Annotated in this window: 14 protein-coding genes; 7 read left to right on the forward strand and 7 right to left on the reverse strand. The window is 60.8% G+C overall.

Annotation, left to right across the window (positions count from 1 at the left end; genetic code table 11):
* Positions 1 to 142 precede the first annotated feature (142 nt).
* Positions 143 to 940 (forward strand): sigma-70 family RNA polymerase sigma factor, encoded by a 798-nt coding sequence (locus AR689_RS02420; RefSeq protein ID WP_062066284.1) that lies wholly within the window; start codon positions 143 to 145, stop codon positions 938 to 940.
* Positions 937 to 1,197 (forward strand): mycothiol system anti-sigma-R factor, encoded by a 261-nt coding sequence (rsrA, locus tag AR689_RS02425; protein ID WP_062066287.1) that lies wholly within the window; start codon positions 937 to 939, stop codon positions 1,195 to 1,197. Before AR689_RS02420 ends, rsrA begins: the two co-directional genes overlap by 4 nt.
* A gap of 85 nt (positions 1,198 to 1,282) precedes the next feature.
* On the opposite strand, the gene AR689_RS23830 is transcribed toward rsrA, so the two are convergent.
* The 6 genes from AR689_RS23830 to AR689_RS02450 form a co-directional block, all read right to left on the reverse strand.
* Positions 1,283 to 1,357 carry a 50S ribosomal protein bL37 gene (locus AR689_RS23830; protein ID WP_369299106.1) on the reverse strand — a complete coding sequence of 25 codons (75 nt, stop codon included), beginning with the start codon at positions 1,355 to 1,357 and terminating at the stop codon, positions 1,283 to 1,285.
* A gap of 112 nt (positions 1,358 to 1,469) precedes the next feature.
* On the reverse strand, positions 1,470 to 2,084 hold the full coding sequence (locus AR689_RS02430) for a PadR family transcriptional regulator (RefSeq protein WP_062066289.1): 615 nt from the start codon (positions 2,082 to 2,084) through the stop codon (positions 1,470 to 1,472).
* Positions 2,084 to 2,932 (reverse strand): DUF4097 family beta strand repeat-containing protein, encoded by an 849-nt coding sequence (locus tag AR689_RS02435; RefSeq protein WP_062066292.1) that lies wholly within the window; start codon positions 2,930 to 2,932, stop codon positions 2,084 to 2,086. Before AR689_RS02435 ends, AR689_RS02430 begins: the two co-directional genes overlap by 1 nt.
* 80 nt (positions 2,933 to 3,012) lie before the next feature.
* Entirely contained in the window at positions 3,013 to 4,314 is a 1,302-nt protein-coding gene (locus AR689_RS02440) for a serine hydrolase domain-containing protein (RefSeq protein WP_062066295.1), read from the reverse strand.
* Positions 4,315 to 4,316: 2 nt separating this feature from the next.
* On the reverse strand, positions 4,317 to 4,964 hold the full coding sequence (locus tag AR689_RS02445) for a GDSL-type esterase/lipase family protein (RefSeq protein WP_062066298.1): 648 nt from the start codon (positions 4,962 to 4,964) through the stop codon (positions 4,317 to 4,319).
* Positions 4,965 to 5,054: 90 nt separating this feature from the next.
* Positions 5,055 to 8,849, reverse strand: coding sequence for a multifunctional oxoglutarate decarboxylase/oxoglutarate dehydrogenase thiamine pyrophosphate-binding subunit/dihydrolipoyllysine-residue succinyltransferase subunit (locus tag AR689_RS02450; protein ID WP_062066301.1), 3,795 nt, complete (start codon positions 8,847 to 8,849; stop codon positions 5,055 to 5,057).
* A gap of 486 nt (positions 8,850 to 9,335) precedes the next feature.
* On the opposite strand from AR689_RS02450, the gene AR689_RS02455 reads away from it, so the two are divergent.
* From AR689_RS02455 to AR689_RS02475, 5 genes are all read left to right on the forward strand, one after another.
* Positions 9,336 to 10,736 carry a hemolysin family protein gene (locus AR689_RS02455; protein ID WP_062066303.1) on the forward strand — a complete coding sequence of 467 codons (1,401 nt, stop codon included), beginning with the start codon at positions 9,336 to 9,338 and terminating at the stop codon, positions 10,734 to 10,736.
* Positions 10,733 to 11,803 carry a hemolysin family protein gene (locus AR689_RS02460; RefSeq protein ID WP_062066306.1) on the forward strand — a complete coding sequence of 357 codons (1,071 nt, stop codon included), beginning with the start codon at positions 10,733 to 10,735 and terminating at the stop codon, positions 11,801 to 11,803. The genes AR689_RS02455 and AR689_RS02460 overlap by 4 nt, the downstream gene beginning before the upstream one ends.
* 98 nt (positions 11,804 to 11,901) lie before the next feature.
* On the forward strand, positions 11,902 to 12,903 hold the full coding sequence (locus AR689_RS02465) for a metal ABC transporter solute-binding protein, Zn/Mn family (RefSeq protein ID WP_062066309.1): 1,002 nt from the start codon (positions 11,902 to 11,904) through the stop codon (positions 12,901 to 12,903).
* A 136-nt stretch (positions 12,904 to 13,039) separates the two neighbouring features.
* The gene (locus AR689_RS02470; protein WP_197412793.1) at positions 13,040 to 13,873 is read left to right on the forward strand and encodes a metal ABC transporter ATP-binding protein; all 834 of its coding nucleotides are present in this window, start codon (positions 13,040 to 13,042) and stop codon (positions 13,871 to 13,873) included.
* On the forward strand, positions 13,874 to 14,764 hold the full coding sequence (locus tag AR689_RS02475; protein WP_062066315.1) for a metal ABC transporter permease: 891 nt from the start codon (positions 13,874 to 13,876) through the stop codon (positions 14,762 to 14,764).
* Here the strand turns inward: AR689_RS02475 and AR689_RS02480 are convergent.
* Positions 14,761 to 15,228 (reverse strand): Fur family transcriptional regulator, encoded by a 468-nt coding sequence (locus AR689_RS02480; RefSeq protein ID WP_062066318.1) that lies wholly within the window; start codon positions 15,226 to 15,228, stop codon positions 14,761 to 14,763. The two genes, AR689_RS02475 and AR689_RS02480, sit on opposite strands and share 4 nt — an antisense overlap.
* Positions 15,229 to 15,320 lie beyond the last annotated feature (92 nt).

The following is a 15,320-nucleotide window of genomic DNA, read 5'->3' on the forward strand; positions in this document are numbered from 1 at the left end:
ATGTTGTGTTCAAAGGGTGCAGTCTGCTCTAGTCTTGCACTTTTGCGGAATATTTACCCGGCAGCGACCGTTGTGAACCACAGGTGCGGTGGAGACCGGACTGCGGCATGGTGTATGCCGCCTGTTGAACGGAGTTGGTTTTTTGACTTTGGTTAAGGACCGGTTGGTGCTTCCGGAGCCTGGATATGGAATGCAGCCGGAATCCCGGCAGCTGACAGTAGACTTGGCAACGATGAGCACCACTGAACCGGCCGCAGCGGCCATGTACCAGACGGCCGGCGCGGATGACGACGCGACGGCGGTAAACGACGTCGATCCTGCTTCGGAGACTCCCGAGCAGCGGAGGGCGCGCTTCGAACGTGACGCCATGCAGTACGTTGACCAGCTGTACTCAGCCGCCATGCGAATGGCGCGAAACCCATCCGATGCTGAAGATCTGGTCCAAGAGGCTTACACGAAGGCGTTTTCGGCCTTCCATCAGTACAAGCCGGGAACCAACCTCAAAGCCTGGCTTTACCGGATCCTCACCAACACCTACATCAACCTGTACCGGAAGCGGCAGCGCGAGCCTCTGCAGTCCAACTCGGACACGATCGAAGATTGGCAGTTGGCCAAGGCAGAGTCGCACACCTCGGCCGGCCTGCGGTCAGCAGAGACCGAGGCTCTGGATCACCTTCCGGACTCCGACGTGAAGAACGCATTGCAGTCGATTCCCGAGGAATTCCGCCTGGCGGTGTACTTCGCGGACGTTGAGGGCTACGCATACAAACAAATTTCAGAGATTATGAACACCCCGATCGGCACGGTCATGTCACGGTTGCACCGCGGCAGGAAGATGCTGCGGGACATGTTGGCGGACTATGCCGCCGAACGGGGCTTCAGGGCCCAAACCGAAGATCAGGCCGCGGCCGGAAGCAACAATCAGGAGAAAGAGAAATGAGCGACTGCCAGGGATTGGGCGATTGCGACGATACGCGAATGCAGCGGATCTACGAGTACCTCGACGGTGCATTGACCCGGGAGGATCTCACGGAGATCAAGCAGCACCTGGACACCTGCGGGGAGTGTGCCGAGCAGTATGACCTTGAGTGCCTCATCCGCACCATGGTTAAGCGTTCATGCACCGAATCTGCCCCGGAGAACCTGAAGAACTCGATACTCGACAGGATCCACGCCATCAAGCCCGTGGACGCCTGATGATCCCGTCTTAACGTCGAAGGCCCCGGAAACCGCATGGTTTCCGGGGCCTTCGCTTTTAAGCCTGTAACGCTAAGCCCGTGGCTTAGGTGTTGGGACGCTTGCCGTGGTTCGCGCCGCCGCGCTTACGGTCACGACGCTTACGTGCACGCTTGCTCATAGCTGGCCTCCTTCAAGGATTGATACTCAATAAAGCTGCCCTCCAGTTTCGCACATCCGGGTGCCGCGCCGCGAACCGGGCGGGTTTGTGGTGTTGCGGGTTGGCACGGCGGTCAGTTCCGCAGCGAATTCCTGATGGAGATCCTTGCTTGGTCCAGGACTGTGCGAACGGTTTCCAGGGCTACGTGGGTCAATGGGTGCGAGGCGCCATGTTGGCGCAATTCAACCCTGATGTCGTCCCTGAAGGACTGAACCATCAGCTCCGCTTCCTTGAGGATGCGCTGGCCTTCGGGAGAGTAGCCCGCAGTCCGGCTTCTGAATGTTCCCGTGGTTGCGCTGGTGCGTGCGGCTTCAGCAGTTGCTGCCAGATCTGCTCGGAGGCCCCGCATGTTGGTCTGGATATCTTCCCGGAGGTTGTCGGCCAGCCGCCTGACGGAGGCCGATATGGTGTCCTCGACATCCGCCAGTTCCTGGCGACGGCCATCCAGTTCGGACCGGCCGGCTTCCGTGATGGAGTACTTGGTACGGCGCCCGTCTGTCTCGGTGGCAACAAGACCTTCTTCCTCCAACTTGGCCAAGCGCGGGTAGATGGTTCCGGCGCTGGGCGAATACGTGCCGCCAAAGCGGTCGCCCAGTGCCTTGATCAATTCATAACCGTGTTTGGGACCCGTCTCGAGCAGTGCAAGCAGGTATAGCCGCAGCGCGCCGTGCGCGAAGACCGGAGGCATTAGAGACCCGCTTCCCCGGGGACGGGGTGACTGTTATCCGGTGCGGGCGCTGAGCCGTGAAGGATATAGGTCTTGCCGGATACGGTGTTGGTCCGCACCAGCATCAGCCGCTCGTCAGGGCCAACAATGGTGTGGACGTTGCTGCCCGGCTGGGCGTACATCTGGTCGTCGATCACCACGGTTCCGCTGGCTGACTTTGCCACGATATCCAGGCCCACATCATGCGGCAGCCGGATGGTCAGGTCCCCCGACACGGAGTTGGCCCCGAGGTCGTTGGTGTAGTCCTGGAGGTCGAAGCTGAGGTCGCCGCTCACCGTGCTGGCCCGGACGTTCTTGAACGTCCCTGAGGCGGTCACTTCACCTGAGACGCTCTTGGCGGTCAGGACGCCGTCGTGGTTCCTGACGATCACTTCACCACTGACGGTGTTGACATGCAATTCGCCACTGGTGCCGTCTGCCATGACGGAACCGGAAACGGTGTTCAGCCGCGAGCGGCCGCTGATGCCGGAGACCATGCCGTCGCCGCTCACCGTCCCCGCTTCGACGTCGACGCCGGGTGGCAGCGCGATGCCGACCACCACTGAGTTGGTGCTGGTGTTGTTGACAGTTCCCATCAGGTTGCGGAACCAGCCTTGCGGCCCCTGCAGTTGGTGGCGTACTTCCAGGCGTCCATCCACCAGCGTGACAGTGAGGGGGTCGCCTGTGATCTCGCTGATTTCGATGCGGACGAAGGGCTCGTCGTGGGTCATGACGTCAAAGCGGCCTTTGACGATTCCCAGCTTCAGGGAGCGGACGTCGTCCACATCAATGGTTTGCGGACCCGTCACGGTCCATAATTCGTCTGACATGATCCCTCCAAGTTGCGATATATCGCGTTGATGAGAACACGATATATCGCGAAGTAAAGGGACGCAATAGCCTGGCGACGTCAGGAAGACGGGCGGTAGACCTTATCGATGAGGGAGCGGGCGATGATCACTGCCGGGTCCTTGCCATCGGCGGTCGGTGCCAGGTTGGTCCACACCACGAGGGTGACGCCATTGGCTGGATCGCTGCCCATGAAGGTGTTGAAGCCCGGGAGTTCCCCAGTGTGGCCGTACAGGTTGCCGAACTTTGCAATCCCCAAACCATACGAAGCGCCGGTTGGGTTATCCGGAGTGGTCGGGGTGACGCTGTCCAGCCGTTGTTGCTGAAGTTCCGCTTTCAAGAGCTTTCCGTTGACAAGGCCTTCGCCCAGCGTCTTCAGGTCCGCTGCCGTGGAAATCCCTGAACCGGCAGCCCAAGCCCATGACGGGTTGACGTCAGTGACGTCGTTCGGTGCGAGGGTGCCCGCCGTTGCTTCCTTCTGCATGTCCTCCGGAAGGGCGGGATTGGTCATGGTGAGGACGTTGTCACCGTAGAAATATCCTTGAGGATGGGGATTCGGAACTGCGTTGGAAGAGACCTCGGGAAAGACCGTTCCCTTCAATCCCAGTGGCTCGAAAATGCGCTCCTTGAAAAGGGTTGCAAGAGGCTTTCCCTCAATTTTCTCGGCGATCAGCCCCAGCAGCACCGTGTTGGTGTTGGAGTAGTGAAAGCCTTGGCCCGGGGCGAAATACGGGGGGTGCGCGAAGGCCAGGGCTATGAGTTCCTCCGGCTGCCAGGCTCTTTGCGGCTCTTTGTCCATGGCCGTATTGAGCTCAAGGGTCTCCGTGTAGTTGAACAAGCCGCTGCGCATGGTCAGCATCTGGTCCAAGGTGATTGCGCCCCCGTTGGGAACGTCGGGGCGATACTTGGACACGGGATCATCCAGTGCGAGCTTGCCCTCCTGAACCAACTGCAGGATGACGGTGGTGGTCCAGGTCTTGGTGACGGAACCTACCCGGATATGGTCCTCCGCGGTTACCGGCCGCTCGGAGCCACGGACGCCCGTGCCGTACGAAGCACTGAGCGTCCCCTCGGGCGTTTCAAGCAGCACAACGGCACCGGGTACCAGGACATCCTTCGCTGCCCGCTCGAACTCCGCGCGTAAGTTCGCGGCATCGAAGGGCTGCAAGGCTGCAGGGGCAGCTGTAGCCGGTGTGGTGCCCGACGTCGGTGTGGATGATGCCGGTGCTGTGGACGACGCGGGAGCCGAGGACGAGATGGCAGGGGAGGGAGGACCGGAACTGCAGGAAACTGTGGCTGCGACGGCGGCCACGACGGCCGCTGTGACTGTTGCTCTGACAGAAACCTGCATGTTCCGCGTCATGGCTACTCCGGTTGAGCGATATTAAGCCACTGGAACCAGCCGCGGTGCAGGACGAGCCACGCAATCAATCCGTAGCCCGCCTGGCCCGGTGTGCCCCCATTGGCTGCGAGGTCCGTCCTCCACTGCTCATGATTGAGCAAGGGAGAGAACGTGTCAACGTAATGATGATTTCGCCTGGTGGTGACGTCGGCAAAGGCGGTGTTCAGCTCGGCCAGCCGCTTGTTGCGGGCGGGATCCAAGGTGGGCGGCGGGCCCACCACAAAGACCTCTACGCTGCTGTGCGAGGCGCCGTCAAGGATGTTGGCAAGATTCAGGCGGCTGCGTGCCGTGGACAGTCCAAACTCAAGGTCGCGTCCCGAAAGGCCGATCACGAGTCGATTCTCATGCTGATCGCTGAAGCGCCTTCCGGCTTCATCCTGCCAGCGCGAGGCAAGGCCCTCGGTACCTTCCATGGGGCAGGGGAGCGGGAAACTTTCCACCACAACGGAGTCCTGGGGCGTACGGGCCAGCACTCTTCCGAGCCAGCCCAAGGCGCGGGGATCCCCCAGGCCCGCGAGTAGTTCATCTCCTACAGCTGCGATGCGCAGCTTCCTGTCTTCCACGGTTACCTCTTCACACTCGTTGCGGTCCTTGCACAGTTTCCGGATCATGCGCCGGTTTGGAAACCGGGTACCTGTCCCATTAAACAGAACTGCCCGGCCCAAGGCGCGCACATCGCTCCTCAGGCCGGGCAGTTTTGCTTACTTGCGTTCGAACGCCTGCTTTATCAGGGCATCCTGTTCAGCGGCGTGGCGCTTCATGGATCCGGCAGCGGTGGATGCCGAAGCCGGACGCGACACCAGGCGGAGCTTGCGGTCAAGTTCCGGCGCAAGGTTCAGGCCCATGAACGGCCAGGGACCCTGGTTGGCAGGCTCGTCCTGTGCCCACACGATGTCGGCGTTCGGGTACTTGGCGAGCTCCGCGTCAATCTCAGCCTTGGGCAGCGGGTACAGCTGCTCTACGCGGATGATCGCCGTCGAGGTATCGCCGGACTTTTGACGGTTGGACAGGAGGTCGTAGTACAACCGGCCGGAGACCAGGATAACGCGGTCCACATTGGCCGGCTGCACATCCGCGTCACCAATAACCGTCTTGAAGCCGCCGGTGGTGAAGTCCTCAACAGCCGAAGCGGCACCCTTGAGGCGGAGCAGTTGCTTGGGCGTGAAGATGATCAGCGGCTTCCGCGGACGGCTGTAGGCCTGGCGGCGCAACAGGTGGAAGTGCGAGGCAGCAGTCGTGGGGTTGGCCACGATCATGTTGTCCTCGGCGCACATCTGAAGGAAGCGCTCAATACGTGCCGACGAGTGGTCCGGCCCCTGGCCTTCGTAGCCGTGCGGGAGCATGAGCACCAGCGAAGAGCGCTGGCCCCACTTCTGTTCAGCGGAGGAAATGAACTCGTCAATGATGGTTTGGGCGCCATTGACGAAGTCACCGAACTGGGCCTCCCAAAGAACCAAAGCATCCGGACGTTCCACCGAGTAGCCGTATTCGAAGCCCATGGCCGCGTATTCGGACAACAGGGAGTCGTAGATCCACAGCTTTGCCTGGTCGTCGGAAAGGTTGCCCAGAGGCAGCCATTCGTTACCGTTGGCGCGGTCGTGGAACACGGCATGGCGCTGGACGAACGTGCCACGGCGCGAGTCCTGGCCCGCAAGGCGCACGGGCACGCCTTCCATGATCAGTGAACCGAAAGCAGCGATTTCGCCGAAGCCCCAGTCGATGCCGCCTTCACGGGACATCTGCTCACGCTTCTCCAGAAGCTGCTTGAGCTTGGAGTGAACGGTGAAGCCTTCCGGGATTTCCAAGTGAGCCCTGCCGATGCGGGCCAAGGTCTCAGTGGAGATCGCGGTGGAAGCCGGCGAATTCGTGCCGAAGTCAGCCTGCTGGGCAATGGGCCGCTCAATGTCAGAGACGGCAGCGGAGTCAGCAGTGATGATCGGGATCGGCGATGTTTGAGCGGCGTGAGTCTCAGCGAAGACGCGCTCCAGACGCTCCTGGTAGTCGCGGAGCAGCTGCTCTGCTTCTTCCTCGGTGATATCGCCGCGGCCGATGAGCGACTCGGTGTACAGCTTGCGGACGGAGCGCTTGGCTTCGATCAAGTTGTACATGAGCGGCTGGGTCATCGAAGGGTCGTCGCCTTCGTTGTGGCCACGACGACGGTAGCAGACCATGTCGATGACGACATCCTTGTGGAAACGCTGACGGAACTCGTAGGCGAGCTGCGCAACGCGCACCACGGCCTCGGGGTCGTCGCCGTTCACATGGAATACCGGTGCCTGGATCATCTTGGCAACGTCCGTGGAGTACGTGGACGAGCGCGAGGATGACGGCGCGGTGGTGAAGCCAACCTGGTTGTTGACGATCACGTGGATGGTGCCGCCGGTGCGGTAGCCGCGCAGCTGCGAGAGGTTGAGCGTCTCGGCCACAACACCCTGGCCGGCGAATGCGGCGTCACCGTGGACCATGATGGGCAGAACAGGGAATGACTCGCCCTGGTCCAAGCGGTCCTGCTTTGCCCGGACGATGCCCTCAAGGACGGAGTCCACGGCTTCCAGGTGAGACGGGTTGGCGGCAAGGTAGACCTTGGTCTGCTTGCCGTTGTCCGAGGTGAAAGTTCCTTCGGTGCCGAGGTGGTACTTGACGTCACCGGAACCCTGGACCGAGCGGGGGTCCTGGGTACCCTCGAACTCGCGGAAGACCTGTGCGTAAGTCTTACCGGCGATGTTGGTCAGCACGTTGAGGCGGCCACGGTGGGCCATACCAATGGCAACTTCGTCCAGTCCGTCGTCGGCCGCGTCTGAGATGACGGCGTCCAGCAGCGGAATCAGTGACTCGCCACCTTCAAGGGAGAAGCGCTTCTGGCCAACGAACTTGGTCTGCAGGAACGTCTCGAAAGCCTCTGCGGCGTTGAGCTTGGAGACAATGCGCAGCTGCTCTTCGCGGCTCGGCTTGGAATACGGGTGCTCCAGCTGATCCTGGAACCACTTGCGTTCGGCAGGCTCCTGGATGTGCATGTATTCGATGCCCGTGGTGCGGCAGTAAGCGTCGCGAAGAACGCCAAGGATGTCGCGGAATTTGAGCTGAGGCTTGCCGCCGAACCCGCCGGTGGGCCATTCACGGTCCAGGTCCCAAAGCGTCAGCCCATAGGTCAGGACGTCAAGGTCCGGGTGCTTGCGCTGCACGTACTCCAAAGGATCGGTGTCAGCCATCAGGTGGCCGCGCACGCGGTAGGAGTGGATCAACTGCTGGATACGGGCGACCTTGTTGATTTCGTCGGCCGGGTCCACCTGAAGGTCCGGGCTCCAGCGAACGGGCTCGTACGGAATGCGCAGGGCCTCAAAGATCTCGTCGTAGAAGTTCTGCGCGCCGAGGAGGAGTTGGTGGACCAGCTTGAGGAACTCGCCACTGCCTGCGCCCTGGATCACCCGGTGATCGTAGGTGGAGGTCAGGGTGAGGATCTTGCTGATGGCGTTCTGGGCGATGATCTTCTCGCTGGCACCCTGGAACTCTGCCGGGTAGTCAAGGGCACCGACACCGATGATGGCAGCCTGCCCCTTGGAGAGGCGCGGCACAGAGTGAACTGTACCGATGCCGCCGGGGTTGGTCAGCGAAACCGTGGTGCCTGCGTGGTCGTCAGCCGTCAGCTTGCCGTTGCGGGCGCGCTTGATGAGGTCCTCGTAGGTGTGCCAGAACTCGGCGAAGTCCATGGTCTCCGCCTTCTTGATGTTGGGAACCATCAAGAGCCGGGTACCGTCGGGCTTGGGCATGTCAATGGCGATGCCAAAGTTGACGTGCGCGGGCTGCACAGCGCTCGGTTTGCCATCAATTTCGTCGTAGTAGACGTTCATGGACGGGAACTGGGAAAGAGCGCGAACAACGGCGTAACCGATGAGGTGCGTGAAGGACACCTTGCCACCGCGGGCGCGGGCAAGGTTGGAGTTGATGACCACGCGGTTATCAATGAGCAGCTTGGCAGGAACTGCCCGGACGCTCGTGGCTGTAGGCACTTCCAGGCTGGTGACCATGTTGGTGGCAATAGCCTTGGCCGGACCGCGGAGGACGGAAACAACGTCTTCCTCGGGTGCCGTGGGAGCTTTGGTGCTCTTGGGCAGCTGTGCCGGGATGGGCTGGGCCGTGGCGCCGGCGACGGGCTTCTTTGCTCCGTCCCGGGCAACCGTGGCGGGTGCCTTTTTAGCCGGGGCGGGTGCCGCCGGTGCAGACTCGGGGGCAGCTGGGGGAGCGGCCGGCGTCGGTGCCGGTGCCGCTGCGGCCGGAGCTACCACTGGAAGTACTTGTGTAGGGGGATTGACAGCCGAAGCGGCTGCGGAGGATCCGTTGGAAGAAGTGCCGTCACCGGAAGCAAAGGACTCGAAGAGCGGCCACCACTTGGCGTCGACCGAATTCTTGTCCTGTTGGTACCGCTCGTACAGTTCGTCAACGAGCCACTCGTTTCCGCCAAATTCCTCTGGTAGACGGTGGCTGGGCTGCTCTGGCACTTGAAATACGCCTCTTCCATGAGTGTTGTTTTCCCGCTGGCCACAGATGCTCTCCACAATGACGGGCCAGGGTCCGGGTCCCGCGAACTCAGACCCATGTCAGTCTAGTTAGCATCGTTGGTTAACTGCCAATAGTGGTGACCTAAATCATGTTGCGGCTGACTTAATGGGCATGTCCTTCTTCTTGGAAGCGTACGTGACACCAGCGAGGCGTCGCTGGTCTGCGGACTGTAGACTGAAATTCTTATGGACAGTAAATCTAGGTGCCGGCCTGGAAACTGTCGGGGGAGTCATTCTGGCTACTCCGCACAGCGTGCCCGTCGAGCCGGCAACACCCGTTCACATGCCCATCACGCGCCGGCGCTCCCTCCCGGCGGTGCCGCGGACCGTGCGTCTGCGGGACCCGACAAGCCTCCGCCGGGGCGAATGCCCGCGCCGCAGGCATCATCACCACTGCACGTGCCCACTCTTGGAGTGATGCGCTAAGTGGAATGGATTCTTCTCCTTGCCGGCTTTGCCTTGATTCTTGGCACCGGCTTCTTTGTAGCAGTTGAGTTTTCCCTTGTTGCCTTGGACCAAGCCAGCGTTCAACGCGCAGTAGATAACGGCGATCACGCTGCTGCTCCGCTGCTGAAGTGCCTGAAGTCCCTCTCAACTCAGCTTTCCAGTTGCCAGTTGGGCATTACCCTGACCACCCTGTTGACGGGTTTCGTGATGGAGCCTTCTGTCGGCCAGCTGTTGGTGGGCCCCCTCGGCTTGTTGGGCCTGGCTCCTGAAATAGCTCATTCGGTGGCGCTGATTGTTGCCATGGCTTTCGCCACGCTCCTGTCGATGCTTCTGGGCGAGCTGGTCCCCAAGAACATGGCCATTGCCCTCGCTTTCCCTTTGGGTAAGCGCCTTGCGCGACCCCAGTTGATGTTTACTGCTGTTTTCAAACCGGCGATCGTGGTGCTGAATGGTTTCTCGAACAAAGTCCTGAACCTGTTCGGCCTGGAAGCCAAGGAAGAGATCTCGGGTGCGAGGACCCCTGCAGAACTGGCTTCTTTGGTGCGGCGCTCCGCCGAATTGGGGACGTTGGATGCGGGCACGGCAAACTTTGTTGCCCGCACCTTGAACTTTTCCGGACGCACTGCGGCCGATGTCATGACGCCGCGTATCCGCATGGAAACGATCGACGCCAACCAGCCGGTCTCCGATGTCCTGGACGCCGCACGGCGAACCGGGTACTCCCGATTCCCTGTCATTGGTGATTCCACCGATGACATCCGAGGCGTGGTCCATGTCAAGAAGGCGGTAGCTGTGCCCGCGGAGCGTCGGACCAAGCTTGAGGCCGGTGCCATCATGACGGACGTGCTGCAGGTCCCGGAGACGATCCACTTGGACGCCCTTCTCTCTGAATTGCGGGAAGGCAACCTCCAACTCGCGGTGGTGCTCGACGAATACGGCGGAACTGCCGGCATCACCACCCTTGAGGATCTTGTGGAGGAAATCGTCGGGGAAGTTGCTGACGAGCACGACAAAGTCCGGCCGGGAGTGCTGCAGAGTGCATCCGGCGACTGGTACTTCCCGGGCTTGCTGAGGCCGGATGAGGTTTCCGAGCAAATTCCCAACCTCACCGTCCCCGACGAATCTGCCTACGAGACCGTGGGAGGCTACGTCATGAGCCGGCTGGGACGCATTGCCAGGACGGGCGACGTCGTAGATACAGTCGGCGGGACGCTGACTGTGACCAGGATGGACGGCCGAAGGATCGACCGGATCTGTTTCCATCACGTGGAGACTGAGACTGAGACTGAGACTGAGACTGAGACTGAGACTGAGACTGAGACTGAAACGTCGACTTCCGAGGACGCCGGGAATTCGCGCCATGAAGCAGGTGCACTGTGAGTGACTGGGTAGGAATCGTCTGGCTCGTGGTGCTCCTGATTGGCAACGCCTTCTTTGTGGGTGCTGAGTTCGCGGTCATGTCCGCTCGTCGGAGCCAGATTGAGCCGTTGGCCGAAGCCGGGTCCAAACGAGCACAAACAACACTGCGCGCCATGGAGAATGTCTCGCTGATGCTCGCCTGTGCGCAGTTGGGTATTACCGTCTGCTCCCTCCTGATCCTGCAGGTAGCGGAGCCTGCCATCCATCATCTGTTGGCTGAGCCCCTTGAGCTGGTGGGTGTTCCGGTTGAGCTGGCGGACATCATTGCCTTTGCCATTGCGTTGCTGGTTGTCACGTTCCTGCACGTCACCTTTGGCGAGATGGTTCCCAAGAACATCTCGGTTTCCGTCGCGGACAAGGCGGCACTCTTGTTGGCGCCGCCGCTGATGTTCATCGCGCGGGTGGTGAATCCGATTATCTGGTCGCTGAACTGGCTGGCAAACCACATCCTGAGGCTGATGAAGATTGAGCCCAAGGATGAAGTGTCTTCGTCCTTCACGCTTGAGGAAGTGCAGTCGATTGTTCAGGAGTCCACACGCCATGGATTGGTGGATGACGACGCGGGGCTGTTGAGCGGTGCCCTGGAATTCTCGGAGCACACTGCTTCGCACATCATGGTTCCCTTGGACAAGTTGGTGGTGCTGAAGACTGCATCCACCCCCGTCGACTTGGAGAAGGCGGTCAGCCGCACCGGATTCTCCCGGTTCCCCATGATCGACGACGACGGCGAACTCGCCGGATACCTGCATGTGAAGGACATTCTGTCCATTCCGGACGAGGGCAGGAAGCACCCGATTGCCGAGGGCCGGATCCGGTCGCTGGCCAACCTTGCCCCGGACGACGAAATCGAGCAGGCCATGTCCGTCATGCAGCGCACTGGTTCGCACTTGGCCCGCATTGTGGGTACGGGTGGGGAGACTCAGGGCGTGCTGTTCCTCGAGGACGTGATCGAGCAGTTGGTGGGTGAGATCCGCGATGCCACTCAGGCCACCGGTATCCGTCGCTATGGAGGCCAGCAGGTGCAGTAGAACGAGTCTGGCGTTGCCCGGGTTCGGGTGACGCCAGACAAGTCTAAATAGGAATCATTCCTATTTAGGGCTACACTGAGATCTGCCAGTAATTGTGTTTGATTCTCATTTTGAGTAGATCCGAGGTCTTCGTGCGTCGTTCCGCCACCCGCCTGTCCGTGGCCGCTTCAACAGCCCTTTCCGCCCTGCTGCTGTCTTCTTGTGCCGGTACCGCCGGGGCAAACAGCGAGTCGTCAGCAAGCGCCATTGAGGTTGTCACTTCCACAAACGTCTACGGGGATGTTGTGAAGGCAATCGGCGGGGATAAGGTCAAGGTGAGCTCCATCATCACCAAGACAAGCCAGGACCCGCACTCCTACGAGGCAAGCGCCCAGGACAAGCTGGTGATCTCCAAGGCCAAGCTTGTGGTGGAGAACGGCGGGGGCTATGACGAATTCCTGCACAAGATAGCGGATGAGACGAAGGTCGGCCACGAGAACATGATCAGCGCCGTCGAGATCTCAGGCCTTGCTCCTGAGGAGGAGGGCCATAGCGAAGAATCCCACAGCGAAGAGGGCCACACCCATAACCATGGTGAGTTCAACGAGCACGTCTGGTACAGCTTGGACGCCATGGGCAAGCTTGCCGATGCAGTTGCCACCAAATTGGGCAGCCTGGATGCGGGATCGGCTGCCACCTTCACCTCGAATGCCGAAGCCTTCAAAGCCAAACTTGCTGACCTCACCGGAAAGCTCGACGCCGTCAAGGCCGCCAATGAGCACGCTCCGGTAGCCGTGACCGAGCCCGTGCCGTTGTACCTCCTGGAAGCTGCCGGCCTGGAAAACAAGACCCCCGAGGCTTACAGTGCTGCCATTGAAGAGGAAACAGATGTCCCGGCCGCTGTGCTGAAGGAAACCACTGACCTTGTCAGTGCCAAGTCAGTGAGGTTCCTTGCCTACAACGAGCAGACGGAAGGGCCCCAGACTGAAAGCGTCAAACGGGCCGCAGAAGCCGCTGGCGTGCCGGTGGTGAACTTCACTGAGACACTGCCTGACGGCAAGGACTATGTCCAGTGGATGTCCGACAATGTGGAAGCGGTCTCCTCCGCACTCAAGAAGTAGCATTTCCCGACACCCCGCATGCGGTGAAGGGCCCTGCCTACGTCCTAAGATATTCAGGATGGCTGCGGGGCCTTTTGCCTGCCACCTGCACGGCCGCGAATACCTGCGGCACAACTGACAGCGTTCCCAGCAGCGCATGGATCGAGGACAACTTTTGACACCGGTAGTGAGCCTCCGCGGAGCAAGCCTTCAGTTTGGCAAGAGGGCGCTCTGGCGGGATCTCGACCTCGATATCAATCCTGGAGAGTTCTTCGCCGTCTTGGGGCCCAACGGCAGCGGCAAGACCAGCTTCCTCAAGGTTCTGCTTGGATTGCAGGAATTGCATTCAGGGACCGTTTCGCTGGGGGGCCACCCGGTGGAACGTGGAAGCAAGAAAATTGGCTATATACCTCAGCAGAAGTCGTTTGCCCCTGACACCCCACTACGCGCCCGAGACCTGGTGGGGCTGGGAATCGATGGTCACCGATGGGGGATGCGGTTCGCGTCCGGCACTGTCAACCAGCGGATCGACCAATTGCTGGAGCAAGTAGGCGCGTCAGATTACGCAAAGGTGCCGGTGGGACAATTGTCCGGTGGCGAGCAACAACGTCTCCGGGTGGCGCAAGCATTGGCCACGGAGCCACAGGTCCTCCTGTGTGACGAGCCGCTGCTGTCCCTGGACCTGCATCACCAGCAGGGGGTCAGCTCGCTGATCAACAAGCAATGCCACGAGCGGAACAGTGCGGTGGTCTTCGTGACCCACGAGATCAATCCGGTGATCGACTACGTGGACCGGGTGCTCTACCTGGCCGGTGGAAAATTCCGTGTGGGCACGCCGAAGGAAGTCATGACCACGGAAGTTCTCTCCGAGTTGTACGACAGCCATGTGGAAGTAATCCACGCCAACGGAAGGATTGTGGTGGTGGGTCTGCCTGATGCAACCACCCACTTCCATGACGAAGCCCATGCGAAAGCCGGGGAGGAGTTCTAGATGGACCTCGAGAGCATCCTGGCGACCATTTTCAACTTCGAGAATTACGGTGAATTGCTGGTCCTCGTCCAGAATTCCATTTGGGCAGGTGCCGTGCTGGGGCTCCTGGGTGGGCTTGTTGGCACGTTCGTGATGAAGCGGGACCTCGCTTTCGCGGTCCACGGCATCTCCGAGCTCTCTTTCGCGGGTGCGGCCTTTGCCCTGCTGATCGGTGCCGACATCATCTTCGGTTCCCTCATTGGCTCCGTGGCCGCGGCTGTGCTTCTGGGTTTTATGGGAGTCAGGGCACGTGACAAGAACTCGATCATTGGGGTGATCATGCCGTTCGGCTTGGGCCTGGGCATCCTGTTTCTGGCTCTCTATGAGGGCCGTGCGGCCAATAAATTTGGTCTGCTGACCGGTCAGATAGTTTCCGTTGACACGGTGCAGCTACAGGTCCTCGCCGGCACAGCTGTGGTGGTGATGATCGCGTTGGCGGCCATCTGGCGTCCGCTGAGCTTCGCCAGTGTTGACCCTGAGATGGCAGAGGCCCGGGGCGTTCCGGTCCGTGGTTTGGCCATCGGCTTCATGGTGCTGCTGGGTGTCAGTGTGGCCTTGTCCATCCAGATTGTTGGCGCGTTGCTGGTCCTTGCCCTGCTGATCACGCCGGCGGCTGCCGCGTTGAGGGTCACCACGTCACCCCGGCTGGTGGTGCTGTTGAGCGTGGTGTTCGCATTGACTGCAACGGTGGGTGGAATCCTGCTGGCCCTCGGAAGTCGGATTCCCATCAGCCCTTACGTCACCACGTTGTCGTTCTTGATCTACGTGGTGTGCCGGGTGATCGGACGTGTCCGTACCAATAAGGGCCTCAACGGCCGGGTGTCACGGGACCAGCCCGCAGGTGCCCTCTAGAGCTTTCCGGCGGCTTTCTTAGCGGTGCACTCAGGGCACAGCCCGAAGATTTCCACGGTGTGCGCCACTTCGGTGAAGCCATGTTCAGCAGCGGTGCGCGCCGCCCAGGTCTCGACGGCGGGCGCTTCCACTTCTTCGGCCTTGCCGCAGTTGCGGCACAGCAAGTGGTGGTGATGCCCGGTGACCGCGCAGCGTCGATACACTGCCTCGCCGTCGCCGTTTCGAAGGACATCAATGAGGCCGTCGTCGGCCAAGGACTGCAGTATCCGGTACGCCGTGGCAAGCGACACGGAGATGCCTTTGTTCTGCAGCAGCCGGTAGAGCTCCTGGGTGCTGACGAAGTCATCCAATTCGTCCAGGGCGGCGCTGACGGCCAAGCGTTGCTTGGTGACACGCTGCTCCTTGACACCGCTGGTGGCCGGCGCTGCGGTGCCGGTCGTGGCGGAATTGGTGCCCTGTGGCATTAAAAGACTCACTTCCCTGGGGATGCTGGCAAACCCCAATTTTACCAGTAGGGGAGGCTTGGAAACTGTCAGCCGGCGCCCATAGGCTGTCT

The sequence above is a fragment of the Arthrobacter sp. EpRS71 genome, assembly GCF_001512285.1.
Classification (GTDB): Bacteria; Actinomycetota; Actinomycetes; order Actinomycetales; family Micrococcaceae; genus Arthrobacter.

What these genes read in the sequence shown, in the direction of transcription:
- rsrA (WP_062066287.1), top strand. Translation starts at nt 937, where the DNA reads ATGAGCGACTGCCAGGGATTGGGCGATTGCGACGATACGCGAATGCAG.
- AR689_RS02430 (WP_062066289.1), bottom strand. Translation starts at nt 2,084, where the DNA reads ATGCCTCCGGTCTTCGCGCACGGCGCGCTGCGGCTATACCTGCTTGCA.
- AR689_RS02435 (WP_062066292.1), bottom strand. Translation starts at nt 2,932, where the DNA reads ATGTCAGACGAATTATGGACCGTGACGGGTCCGCAAACCATTGATGTG.
- AR689_RS02440 (WP_062066295.1), bottom strand. Translation starts at nt 4,314, where the DNA reads ATGACGCGGAACATGCAGGTTTCTGTCAGAGCAACAGTCACAGCGGCC.
- AR689_RS02445 (WP_062066298.1), bottom strand. Translation starts at nt 4,964, where the DNA reads ATGATCCGGAAACTGTGCAAGGACCGCAACGAGTGTGAAGAGGTAACC.
- AR689_RS02470 (WP_197412793.1), top strand. Translation starts at nt 13,040, where the DNA reads ATGGATCGAGGACAACTTTTGACACCGGTAGTGAGCCTCCGCGGAGCA.
- AR689_RS02475 (WP_062066315.1), top strand. Translation starts at nt 13,874, where the DNA reads ATGGACCTCGAGAGCATCCTGGCGACCATTTTCAACTTCGAGAATTAC.
- AR689_RS02480 (WP_062066318.1), bottom strand. Translation starts at nt 15,228, where the DNA reads ATGCCACAGGGCACCAATTCCGCCACGACCGGCACCGCAGCGCCGGCC.